Source organism: Paenibacillus vini, assembly GCF_018403325.1.
Taxonomy (GTDB): domain Bacteria; phylum Bacillota; class Bacilli; order Paenibacillales; family Paenibacillaceae; genus Fontibacillus; species Fontibacillus vini.
Genome location: NZ_BOSL01000003.1, coordinates 134,552 through 146,974, shown reverse-complemented (window position 1 = coordinate 146,974; position 12,423 = coordinate 134,552). Strand labels below are relative to the sequence as shown.

General features: G+C 50.5%; 9 protein-coding genes. All 9 read right to left on the bottom strand.

Translation table 11 applies throughout. From position 1 onward, the window contains the following. Positions 1–114: 114 nt before the first annotated feature. Entirely contained in the window at positions 115–4,431 is a 4,317-nt protein-coding gene (locus KJS57_RS06450) for a PolC-type DNA polymerase III (RefSeq protein WP_213654150.1), read from the bottom strand. Positions 4,432–4,559: 128 nt separating this feature from the next. Continuing rightward, positions 4,560–6,011 (bottom strand): proline--tRNA ligase, encoded by a 1,452-nt coding sequence (gene proS, locus KJS57_RS06445; protein WP_211021389.1) that lies wholly within the window; start codon positions 6,009–6,011, stop codon positions 4,560–4,562. A gap of 21 nt (positions 6,012–6,032) precedes the next feature. Further along, positions 6,033–7,307: an RIP metalloprotease RseP gene (gene rseP / locus KJS57_RS06440; RefSeq protein WP_213654149.1), complete on the bottom strand. Its 1,275-nt coding sequence runs from the start codon at positions 7,305–7,307 to the stop codon at positions 6,033–6,035. A 129-nt stretch (positions 7,308–7,436) separates the two neighbouring features. Next, positions 7,437–8,576: a 1-deoxy-D-xylulose-5-phosphate reductoisomerase gene (locus KJS57_RS06435; RefSeq protein ID WP_213654148.1), complete on the bottom strand. Its 1,140-nt coding sequence runs from the start codon at positions 8,574–8,576 to the stop codon at positions 7,437–7,439. Positions 8,577–8,602: 26 nt separating this feature from the next. Further along, positions 8,603–9,406: a phosphatidate cytidylyltransferase gene (locus KJS57_RS06430; protein WP_211021386.1), complete on the bottom strand. Its 804-nt coding sequence runs from the start codon at positions 9,404–9,406 to the stop codon at positions 8,603–8,605. 21 nt (positions 9,407–9,427) lie between these two features. Further along, positions 9,428–10,198, bottom strand: coding sequence for an undecaprenyl pyrophosphate synthase (gene uppS / locus KJS57_RS06425; protein WP_211021385.1), 771 nt, complete (start codon positions 10,196–10,198; stop codon positions 9,428–9,430). A 71-nt stretch (positions 10,199–10,269) separates the two neighbouring features. Continuing rightward, entirely contained in the window at positions 10,270–10,824 is a 555-nt protein-coding gene (gene frr, locus KJS57_RS06420) for a ribosome recycling factor (RefSeq protein WP_211021384.1), read from the bottom strand. Continuing rightward, complete coding sequence (pyrH, locus tag KJS57_RS06415) at positions 10,825–11,553, bottom strand: UMP kinase (protein ID WP_213654147.1); 729 nt, start codon at positions 11,551–11,553, stop codon at positions 10,825–10,827. A gap of 126 nt (positions 11,554–11,679) precedes the next feature. Next, positions 11,680–12,330 (bottom strand): translation elongation factor Ts, encoded by a 651-nt coding sequence (tsf, locus tag KJS57_RS06410; protein ID WP_211021382.1) that lies wholly within the window; start codon positions 12,328–12,330, stop codon positions 11,680–11,682. Positions 12,331–12,423: the final 93 nt, after the last annotated feature.

Sequence of the window (12,423 nt, the reverse complement as noted above, 5' to 3'; positions counted from 1 at the left end):
AAGAGTAAAGAGTGGGTTTCCCCACTCTTTAAGCAACGGTTCTATCTTCATGATTACCAAAAAAATTATAACATAGTCCGGTAATAGTGACAAGTAAAACGCCTTTACGCCGGGCTAAAACAGCGATAGCTGGTTGCTTTCCGGCAGCCCCCGGAAACAGCCCATCGTACCGAGCAGTTCGACGACCGTTTTGCTCGCCTTGGACTTTTGCTGGAAATCCTCGATGGAGAGGAACTCCCCCTGCTCCTTCGCCGCCGCGATGTTACGGGCGGCGTTGTCGCCGATACCCGCCAGCGCGGAGAACGGCGGGATGAGCGCGTCGCCGTCGACGATAAATTTCGTCGCATCGGAACGGTACAGGTCGATTCCCTTGAAACGGAAGCCGCGCGATGTCATTTCAAGCGCCATCTCGAGAATCGGCAGCATATTCTTTTCCTTCGGCAGCGCCTGGAAGCCTTTTTGCTCGATCTCCTCGATCTTGCGGTATATCGCGTCATACCCCTGGCAGAACAGCTCGATATCGAAATCCTCGCCGCGGACCGAGAAGTAAGTCGCGTAATACTCGATCGGATGATACAGCTTGAAGAAAGCTGTCCGCACCGCAGAGATAACGTAAGCCGCGGCGTGCGCTTTCGGGAACATGTACTGGATCTTCAGGCAAGAGTCAATGTACCACTGAGGCACCTTGCACTTTTTCATCTCATCGATCCATTCCTGCGACAAGCCCTTCCCTTTACGAACACTCTCCGTAATTTTGAAAGCCAGTCCGGCATCCATGCCCGCCTTATAGATCAGGAACAGCATAATGTCATCCCGGCAACCGATCACGGTTTTGATGTTGCAGGTTCCGTTCTTGATCAGTTCCTGCGCATTTCCCAGCCATACGCCGGTACCGTGGGACAGACCTGATATTTGCAGCAAATCCGCAAACGAAGACGGCTGTGATTCCACAAGCATCTGGCGGACGAACTTGGTTCCCATTTCGGGAATTCCGTAAGTGGCAACCGGTGTCCGGATTTGCTGAGGCGAAACGCCGAGCGCTTCCGTCGAGTTGAACATGCTCATAACCTTCGGATCGTTCATCGGAATCGTCGTCGGATCGACGCCAGTCAAATCCTGAAGCATCCGCATCATTGTCGGGTCGTCATGGCCCAGAATATCGAGCTTGAGCAGATTCGCGTCAAACGCGTGATAATCGAAATGCGTGGTCATCCATTCCGAACTCGTGTCATCAGCCGGATACTGCACCGGCGTAATGTCTTCGACCTCGATATAATCCGGAACGACCACGATCCCGCCGGGATGCTGCCCCGTGCTGCGCTTCACGCCGGTACAGCCGGAGGCCAGCCGGTTGAGCTCGGCGCCGCGCCAGCTCTTGTGGTGTTCTTCTTCATATTTTTTTGCAAATCCGAATGCGGTTTTCTCGGCGACCGTACCGATCGTTCCGGCACGGAACACACTCTTTTCCCCGAATAACACCTTGGTATAATTATGCGCTTGAGGCTGGTATTCCCCGGAGAAGTTAAGATCGATATCGGGTACTTTGTCGCCTTTAAAGCCAAGGAATGTCTCGAAGGGGATATCCTGCCCTTCTCCCTTCAGCTTGTTTCCGCAGTTCGGACAATCCTTGTCCGGCAAATCGAATCCGCTCGGCACGCTGCCGTCAAGGAACCATTCATTATGCCGGCATTCGGGATTCAAACAAATATAATGGGCCGGAAGCGGATTTACTTCGGAAATGCCAAGGAATGTAGCGACAACCGACGAACCGACCGATCCCCGCGAGCCGACGAGGTAGCCGTCCTGGTTGGATTTTTTCACCAAGCGTTCGGAAATCAGATAGTTGGCCGAGAATCCGTATTTGATAATCGGTTCCAGCTCTTTCTCAAGACGTTTGACGACTACATCTGGCAAATCTTCCCCATAAATGGATCTTGCCGTCGCATAACAGGTATTACGGATTTCTTCATCCGCCCCATCGATAATCGGGGTATACAGCTTGTCCGGAAACAGTTCAAGATCCTCGAAGGAATCCGCCAGATCGGAGGTGTTTTTTACGACGACCTCATAGGCTTTCTCCTTGCCCAGGAACTCAAACTCCTTCAGCATTTCGTCCGTTGTGCGGAGATGAGCATCGGGTTTGCGGATATCTTTTAGCGGGCTGAAGCCGGTAATTCCGTGAATCGTAATATCCCGGTATAGCTTGTCGCGCGGATCCAGGTAGTGAACGTTCCCCGTAGCGACCACCGGTTTACCCAACTTAGCGCCGATTTCCACTACTTTACAAACGGCCGTCTGCAGCTCTTCTGCGCTCCCGACCAGCCCTTTATCTACTAGGTGCATATACATTGTCAGCGGCTGGATCTCCAGCACATCGTAAAACTCGGCGATTCCTTCGGCTTCCTCCACCGATTTGTTCAGCACCGCCTCGAAAAATTCGCCTTTCTCACATCCCGAAATGATGAGCAGGCCTTCGCGCATTTCCGCAAGCTTGGACTTCGGAATACAGGCGACCCGTTTAAAATATTGAGTATGAGACATCGACACCAATTTATATAAATTTTTCTTGCCGGTCATATTGAGGGCATAAATCCCGCAGTGGAACGGGCGGGCATTGGATAAATCCTTGCCGACCTTGTCGTTCAAGCGCTCCAGGGATGTGATCCCTTCGATTTTTGCGGCATCCTCAATGAGTCCGTTTAAAATCTGTCCCAGCGCCAACGTATCGTCGATCGCACGGTGATGGTTCTCCAGCGAAACTTTATATTTAGCCGCCAATGTGTTCAAGCGGTGATTTTTCATAGAAGGGAATAACATTCTGGCCATCTCCAGCGTATCCAACACCGGGTTGTCCATGACAGGCAGGCCGAGCTCCTTCAGTTTCGCGTTCACAAAGTCCACGTCAAACCGGGCATTGTGAGCCACGAGTACCGAATCTTTGGCAAACTCGATAAAATCCTTCAATACCGGTTCCACATCGGGAGCATCCTGAACCATCTCATCGTTGATGTTCGTCAATTGCTGAATATGATACGGAATACGCTCATGCGGATTGACGAAGGTGGCATACCGGTCAATTTCTTTGCCCTCGCTCATTTTGACGGCAGCGACTTCAATGATCTTGTTCTGAGTAACCGACAAACCGGTGGTCTCGATATCGAATACGATAAAGGTCGTCGTCTTTAAATCTTCGGGACGAGGATTAAGGACGACCGCCACATTGTCGTTGACAACGTTGGCTTCCACTCCATAGATCATTTTGATTCCATTCTTCTTCGCCGCTTTGGCCGCGTCCGGGTAACACTGAATTCCGCCGTGATCCGTAACGGCAATTGCTTTATGTCCCCACTTCGCCGCCGTTTTGACATATTCTCCAATTGGAGTAACGGCGTCCATCGTACTCATTGTTGTATGAAGATGGAATTCCACGCGCTTCTCCTCGGCATTATCTTTCCGGGACGGGGGCGCAGAAACTTCGCAAAGATCGGAAGGGATCATAACCAGCTCGGGAATTTGCATAAAGCGATCCATTTCAACTTTACCGCGGGCTCTCACCCATTTGCCGTTCGCCAACTGCCCCATGATCTTCAAATCATCCTTGGTCTTGGCAAACATTTTCATTTGCAGGGAATCGGTAAAATCGGTCAGGTAAAAAGTAAACAGCGTGTTCCCGTTGCGAAGCTCTTTACGGTCCAGGCCGAAGATTGTGCCTTGAATTGTAATCTTCTTCTCTTCATCCTGAATCTCCTGAAGCGGTACCGGTTGTTCTTTGATGTCGTAACCAATCTGCAACTTGATAACTTCTCCGTCCACTTCTTCTGCCGGAGCTTCCTCAGGTACATTCTCCATCAGCTGCTGGATCGCTTCGCGATTCTCCTCGACGATCCGCTGCTGGAATTCTTCAAACACTTCGTTGCTGTTCTCACCAGAAATCAGCTTAACCCGAAGACTTAAACCGAAGTGGGTTTCATAATATACCGTGATCGCACGATCAATCCCTTTTTTTCGGGCTAATTCCAATGTCATGGCATCCGTGAAAGCAACCGAAATCAGATCTCCCTCAACTTCGAGCGACGCCCGAGCCATCCAGCCGTTGACGGACGGTACCTCCCGCTGCACCCACTCCAGGAACAGTTTCCAATATTCCTGTACGATCTCGCTCTCGCTAATCTGGTTCTCGTAGCGGAATAAGAAAGAGATGTTCGCAATATGCTCCATCCGCTCTTTAATCCGTAAGTAAAAGGTGCGATAGATCTGGCCCGGAACAAGCGTGCTTTTGCAAAGCGTTATTTTCCATTCTTTATTGGAGCGGCTGACTTCCACTTGATCGATAAATCCATCGAGAAAATACGGATCAACCACGGTTGGCGGCATTTCCGCCTGCTTCATCAACAGTTCGAGACGCATTCTTTTTCCCTGAGTGTCGGACATGATTTCCCCTCCCATACGACACGCTTTTGTATTCCTCAAACAACAAGGCTCCCGGCGCGGGGGTCCGACAGGAATCGAACCTGTCGGCAGTTTCCTGCCGGAAGCCTTCTAAAATAAAGGTTTGTCGACTAATAGGCTCTGGCAAAAACAACCGTGTGCCGCGCTTCTTCCCCACACACCAGACAAGTCGTTTTGGTAACCTCCGGATCAAACGGAATGTTCCGGCTTGTAGCGCCCGTTTCTTCCTTCACATGACGCTCGCACGCTTCGGAGCCACACCAGCCGGCGAGTGTAAAGCCGCGCTTTTCTTCGATGCTTGCTTTCATTTCATCCAATGTATCTACGGAATAGAAGTGTTCCTCCCGGAACGCTTTGGCGCGTTCAAACATTTCCTGATGCACCTGATCCAGCATGGATTTCACTTCTTCCACCAGGTTCTCCTGGGATATTACCTTTTTCTCTCCGCTGATTCGGGATACAAGCACGCAAACCCCGTTCTCCATATCGCGTGGTCCGATTTCCAGACGAACCGGAACGCCGCGCATTTCGTATTCATTGAACTTCCAGCCCGGACGGACATCCGCACGGTCGTCAATCCCGACGCGAACGCCGGATTTTTTCAATTCGGCAAACAGTTCGTCTGCCCGGCCTACAACGGCATCCCGGGTTTTAGGAGGGCCGATCGGAATGATCATGACCTGCTTCGGTGCCACTTTAGGCGGCAAAGCCAGGCCGCGGTCATCGCCATGAACCATGATCAGCGAGCCGATCAACCGGGTGCTGACACCCCAAGATGTCGTATGCACATACTCGCGGACATTGTCGCGGTTTAAATATTGGATATCGAATGCGGTCGCAAAGTTCGTACCGAGATAATGCGAAGTTCCCGCTTGAACGGCACGACCGTCTTTCATCATCGCTTCGATCGAATACGTATCCACTGCGCCGGCGAATTTCTCCGAAGGCGTCTTCTGGCCAACAATTACCGGAATCGCTAAATAGTTCTCTACGAAATCGCGATAAATTTCCAGCATCCGCATCGTTTCTTCGCGGGCATCCTTTTCGTCCTCATGCGCGGTATGACCTTCCTGCCACAGGAATTCGCTCGTGCGCAGGAACGGCAATGTCCGTTTCTCCCAACGAACCACGTTGGCCCATTGGTTGATCAATACCGGCAAATCGCGATAAGACTGAATCCATTTCTCATACATATGCCCAATCATGGTTTCCGAAGTCGGACGGATCGCCAAACGTTCCTCCAGCTTTTCGCCAGCCGCTTCGGTTACCCAAGGAAGCTCCGGGTTGAAGCCCTCGACATGTTCTTTTTCCTTCTGGAAAAAGCTCTCGGGAATAAACAACGGGAAGTAGGCATTGCGGTGGCCCGTTTCTTTAAAACGGCGATCCAGCTCCGCCTGGATATGTTCCCAAATTTCATACCCGTCCGGTTTGAAAACGATGCATCCGCGTACAGGCGAATAGTCCATCAAATCCGCCTTCTTGATTACATCAATATACCAGCGTGAAAAATCTTCTCCTTGCGGAGTAATTTCCGTAACAAATTGTTTCTCCTCGTTAGCCATTAAACCCTAGTCCTCCCGTAATTAGCCTATCAATCGCAAAATATCATTATAAGTGACCGCAATCATCAGCAAGAACAGCATCGCAAACCCGATAAAATGCACAAGCCCCTCGCGGTTCGGATCCACCGGTTTGCCCCGCAAGGCTTCAACCCCCAGGAACACAAGCCGGCTTCCATCCAGCGCAGGAATCGGTAGCAAATTGAATATCCCCAGATACAGACTGAGAATAGCCGCCCAGTAAGTCAACTGTGAAATTCCTTGCTTCGCGATTTGCCCGGTAACTTCAAAAGTGCGCACCGGACCGCCTAAATCATCCATCGAGAATTTATTGATCAGCTGCTGAAAGCCGAGAAATATCGCTTTGGTCGTGTAAACCATATCTTTGCCTGCCACGGTGAACGTTTCTCCAAACGAAGCGCTCCGCGTAGGGAAATAAGTAACGATTGTGCTTCCGACCTTGCCGCCTTCTTCCTTATCCACTGAACGTGGGGTCAGCGTGATCGCCAGGGTCTGATCTCCCCGTTTAACCGTCCATTCCATCGGCTTGTCCTTGGATGCTTTGATCATGTCGATCAAACCGTTCGCATCGGTACCGACCGGCTTTCCGTTCACCGATTCGATAATATCACCCTGTTGAACGCCGGCCTCTTGAGCCGGCATGCCTTTCATTACTTCGCCGATTTGCAAATGACTAGGCTCCGCAAGCGGAATACCGGCCATCTGCGTATGGAGCGCGAAGAGCACGAAGGCGAGAATAAAGTTCATCAGCGGGCCTGCAAAAATAGACAGGGCACGCTGGCCCACCGTTTTGCTGCCATATTGGCGGTCCTTCGGTGCGATTTGGGTTTCTTTGCCCTTCGCCACCAGCATCGCTTGCGGATGCACGCGATAGTTTAACTCTTCTCCGTCGACATCCAGCTTGACGATGAGCCGGTCTTCCAGATCTACATCGCTCACTTCGCCGCGGATTACATTTTTCCGGCTATCGAGACGATCCAGATATATTTTTCGGACTTCTTCGCCATCCAGCCTTAACGCTACGGTTTGCCCGTTCGAAATCTGGACTAGCTCCGGATCTTCCCCGGCCATCCGGGCATACCCGCCGAAGGGCAGCAGCCGAAGGGTAAATTGCGTCTCATCCCTTTTGTAAGAGAACAGTTTGGGACCGAAGCCGATCGCAAACTCCCTTACGAGAATTCCGGCGCGCTTGGCAAAGAAATAATGTCCCCACTCATGCACCGTAACTATCACGAAGAACATGAGAACAGTCAAAAATATAATTTTAAGCAATTCCAATCGTAAGCATCCTCCTTTTGGCCACGGATCGTCCAACGTTCTTTTAGATTATCATTATTCTCCGATCAGGTACAAGAGAATACCGGGATGGAACTTTTCCGCTCCGAAAGAAAAAATACTCCTCGGGACTTACAAAGACCGCGCTGTTTCGCGGGCCCACCGGTCGGCTTCTTTGATAGCTTCCAGATCCGGTTCAGCCTGAACCTCATGTCTGGACAGAACACTTTCGATAATATGTTCAATTTGCAAAAAAGAGATCTCTCTGTTCAAAAACCGGGCTACGGCGACTTCATTAGCCGCATTGTATACGCTAGTTGCCGTTCCTCCTATTTTACCACATTCGAAGGCCAGTCTTAAACAAGGATAACGTACCATATCCATTTCGCGAAAATGAAGCTTGCCCACTTCGGCCAAGGACAGCCGTTTGGTGCTTGAAGTCCAACGCTCCGGATAGCTAAGCGCGTATTGGATCGGCACACGCATATCCGGCGTACCGAGCTGAGCGATCACGCTCCCGTCACGATACTCAACGAAAGAGTGGACGATGCTTTCCGGGTGCAGTAGAACGCCGATCTGTTCGAAGCTCATCCCGAACAACCAGCGGGCCTCAATCACTTCCAATCCTTTGTTGACCATCGTGGCCGAATCGATCGTTATTTTGGCACCCATGGACCAGTTCGGATGCTTAAGAGCATCCTCAACGGTGACATGTTGTAGCTGATCCCTGCTCAAATCCCGGAAGGAGCCTCCGGATGCCGTGAGCGTAATCCGCTCCACATCTTCCATCCGTTCACCATTAAGACATTGAAAAATCGCTGAATGTTCGCTGTCCACGGGCAACAGGGATACTCCCTTTTTCTTGGCCAATCCGGTTACGAGATGACCCGCAGTCACCAGCGTTTCTTTGTTAGCCAGTCCAATATGTTTGCCTTCGGAAATCGCAGCCAATGTAGCCGGCAACCCCGCGCTCCCTACAATCGCAGTAACGACCGTTTCCGCTTCGGTTCCGGCAGCTACCTCGATTAGTCCCTCTTCTCCGTAATACAACTCCACTCCCGACGGTATCAAGGGGCGGACCCGGTCCGCAATTTCTTTAGTCGAGACGGAAGCTTTTTTCGGACGGAACTTGTTTACCTGCTCCACGAAGAGATCGGCATTGGAACCTGCGGCCAGCCCTTCCACCTCAAACTGATCAGCATGCTGAGTTATGACATCGAGGGTCTGGGTACCGACGGAGCCGGTCGAGCCGATGATTGCTAGTTTTTTCATTACGCGCACCTCTCACCTCAATAATTTCAGAACACCGGAAGTAAAGATAATATATGTACAAACGGAAAAACGGCGATCCAACTATCGCAGCGATCCAGAATACCGCCATGACCGGGCAGCAAATTACCGGAATCCTTTATGCCGTACACCCGTTTGTAAGCCGATTGGATTAAGTCGCCCATCTGACCCACTACAGCAGCCGACACGCCAAGAATAAGCGCTCTTCCAATCGTGAGCAGGCCACCGGAAGCCAATGCAAAAATAACGGCGACGATAACCGCGCATATGATGCCTCCAATCGCGCCTTCCACAGTCTTATTAGGGCTGATTGCAGGCCACAACTTGTTCTTGCCGAATCTCCGGCCCACAAAATAAGCACCGGCATCGCTGCTCCAGATCGAAGCAAGCATCAGGAAGGTCCAAAACAGTCCATGCCCATCCGCAGTACTTCGCGTATCAGCAAGATAAGCAAAGCCCACGCCGACGTAAACCATGCCAAGAAACAGCAGTGCAACTTGTCCGATCGGAATCCCGTTTTTGGAAACAACGGTAACGACAAGAAACAGCAGCATCAGCAGCCAGAATACCGACAGTAAGTTCAGCGGCATGTCCAGTCCGAGCAGCTTCCACGGAAACACGACGTATAGTACGCCCAAATACCCGATCACAGCGGTGCCGCCAAAAGCCGGAGTCTTCGTCATACGCACGAATTCATAAAATCCGATCAAGGCCATGACCAAGACAAGCCCATGATACCAAATCCCTCCTGCCAGACAGAGCCCGAGGAATCCGCCTCCGGCTATAATTCCAGTTATCAACCGTTGTTTCAACTGTCTACACCTTCCATCCCGCTAGGATAATCCGCCATACCGCCGAGTTCGTCTTTGATACTCCGTTACCGCAGCAAACAATTGCTCGCGTCCGAATTCAGGCCAGTACAGATCCGTAAACCATAGTTCGCTATATGCCGTTTGCCATAACATAAAATTACTGAGCCGCAGCTCGCCGCCGGTCCGAATGAGCAAATCAGGGTCAGGCAATCCGCCGGTCAAGAGGCCGGAACCGATCATATCCTGAGTAATTTCCTCGGGCTGGATTTTGCCATCTTTCACATCGCGGGCAAGTTCTTTAACGCATTCCGTGATTTCCCGGTGGCTTCCATAGTTGAGCGCAAAATTCAAAATAAGTCCCGTATTGTTTTTGGTCCGCTCAATGGCTTCTTCCATGGCGGAAATCGTATGCTCCGGAAGTTCCTCGGTATGTCCCATCATCCGGACCTGAACGTTTTTCTGAATCAATTCCTCGAGTTCCAGTGCCAAAAATTCTTGGGGAAGCGACATCAAAAAGTCGACCTCATCCTTTGGCCGTTTCCAGTTCTCTGTCGAAAAGGCATAAAGCGTCAAGACGGAAATTCCAAGCTCATCCGCCGCAATCGTTGCCCGTTTAACAGCCTTCATTCCGTTCCGGTGACCGACGATACGCGGCAAGCCCAGCTTGCGCGCCCAACGGCCGTTGCCGTCCATAATAATAGCGACATGCTTAGGGATATTATCGCTGTCAGGCACAGATACAGACACAGAGCCATTCCCTTTTTTTCGCCAGAACCCAAAAACATTTTTCATTGCTCTTCCTCCAGCCGGTGATGAAAAAGAGACAAAACCCCACCGTAAAAGGAGGGGCCGCAATATGTCTCTTAAACTTCCATGATCTCTTTTTCTTTCGCAGCAAGCACTTTATCCACTTCCGCGATAAATTTATCGGTCGTTTTTTGGATATCTTCCTGATGTCTGCGCGATTCGTCTTCAGAGATGTCGGTTTTCTCCAACTTTTTGATATCATCGTTCGCATCGCGGCGAATGTTGCGGATCGCTACCTTCGCCTCTTCTCCGAACTTCTTCGTCATTTTCACAAGTTCCAAACGACGCTCTTCCGTCAAAGCCGGAATGGAGAGTCGGATCGACGTCCCGTCGTTGGCAGGTGTCAAGCCCAGGTCGGACTTTTGGATCGCCCGCTCGATATCGGCCAAGGACGATTTGTCCCAAGGCTGAATCATAAGGGTGCGGGTATCCGGTGTATTAATGTTGGCAAGCTGATTTACCGGAGTCGGTGAACCGTAGTAATCCACTTGAATCCGATCAAGCAGAGAAGGCGTGGCTCTTCCGGCCCGAAGCGTAGCAAGATCTCGTTTAAGTGCCTGGATCGCTTTATCCATGCGTTCTTCGGCATGAGTTTTGATACTTTGCGGCATTTAATCTACACTCCCTTTGACAATCGTCCCGATCTTCTCGCCCAGAACGACACGTTTGATATTCCCTTGTTCCGTAATGGCAAATACAATCAGCGGGATGTTATTGTCCATGCACAGCGACGATGCTGTCGAATCCATAACACCCAGGTTTTTGTTAAGCACTTCTAAGTAAGTAAGCATTTCGTATTTCTCTGCAGTCGGGTCGACAAAAGGATCCGCCGAATAAACCCCGTCTACTTTGTTCTTCGCCATCAAAATTACTTCTGCTTCGATTTCCGCTGCGCGCAGCGCGGCGGTCGTATCGGTAGAGAAGAACGGATTTCCCGTACCGGCGGCAAAGATCACGACTCTGCCCTTTTCCAAATGACGGATAGCCCGGCGGCGAATGTACGGCTCGGCGATTTGCTGCATTGCGATGGAGGTTTGCACCCGTGTAGGGACCTCGATTTGTTCGAGCGCGTCCTGCAAAGCCAGCGAATTCATAACCGTGGCCAGCATCCCCATATAGTCTGCAGTTGCGCGGTCAATCCCTTTGGCGCTGCCTGCAATGCCCCGCCAAATGTTACCGCCTCCGCATACGATGGCGACTTGAACTCCGAGCTCAACGACTTCTTTCACCTGCTGGGCGATCGACGAAATCGTCTCGGCATCGATACCGTACCCATTTTGCCCGGCCAGCGATTCACCGCTAACCTTCAAGACAACACGTTTAAAAACTGGCTGTTTCAATTGTATACCTCCACTATAGACCCCCTACTGAAATAAGCTATGCGGGTGTCAGGTTAAAAAAGAAGGAACACGGCGTGTTCCAACTTTTCAGACATTCAATTATATGATGGTTCTAACTTGTTAATCTTATTGTCTAACTTGAGCCATAACTTCTTCAACGAAGTTATCCACTTTTTTCTCCATACCTTCGCCCAGTTCATAACGAACGAAACGACGGATCGAGATGTTCTCGCCGATAGCGCTGATCTTCTCATTAACCAATGCGGAGATCGTTTTGTCAGGGTCTTTGACGAAGGATTGCTCAAGCAAGCAGAACTCTTCGTAGTACTTGCTGATACGGCCTTCAACCATTTTTTCAACGATTTTCTCAGGCTTGCCTTCGTTAAGCGCTTGAGCCTTCAAAATTTCCTTTTCTTTTTCCACTTCTTCTTGTGGAACTTCTTCACGACGTACATAACGTGGGCTCATAGCCGCGATATGCATTGCGATGTCACGAGCGAAATCTTTGAACTGATCTGTCTTCGCAACGAAGTCAGTTTCGCAGTTGATTTCAACCAGTACGCCGATCCGGCCGCCGGCATGGATGTAGGATTCTACAACGCCTTCCGTAGCGATACGTCCAGCTTTGTTCGCTGCAGCGGAAAGACCTTTTTCACGAAGAATCTCAATCGCTTTCGTCAAATCTCCGTTTGCTTCTTCAAGTGCTTTTTTGCAATCCAACATACCCGCACCTGTTTTTTCACGCAGTTCTTTTACAGATTTAGCATCAACAGCCATGTTTATATTACCTCCACAATAAGATTGGATAACTTTCACTTTAAAATATCTCTTAAAAAAAGGGTAGTGAGAGGTTTGACACCTACCAACCAC

What these genes read in the sequence shown, in the direction of transcription:
- KJS57_RS06450 (WP_213654150.1), bottom strand. Translation starts at nt 4,431, where the DNA reads ATGTCCGACACTCAGGGAAAAAGAATGCGTCTCGAACTGTTGATGAAG.
- proS (WP_211021389.1), bottom strand. Translation starts at nt 6,011, where the DNA reads ATGGCTAACGAGGAGAAACAATTTGTTACGGAAATTACTCCGCAAGGA.
- KJS57_RS06435 (WP_213654148.1), bottom strand. Translation starts at nt 8,576, where the DNA reads ATGAAAAAACTAGCAATCATCGGCTCGACCGGCTCCGTCGGTACCCAG.
- uppS (WP_211021385.1), bottom strand. Translation starts at nt 10,198, where the DNA reads ATGAAAAATGTTTTTGGGTTCTGGCGAAAAAAAGGGAATGGCTCTGTG.
- frr (WP_211021384.1), bottom strand. Translation starts at nt 10,824, where the DNA reads ATGCCGCAAAGTATCAAAACTCATGCCGAAGAACGCATGGATAAAGCG.
- tsf (WP_211021382.1), bottom strand. Translation starts at nt 12,330, where the DNA reads ATGGCTGTTGATGCTAAATCTGTAAAAGAACTGCGTGAAAAAACAGGT.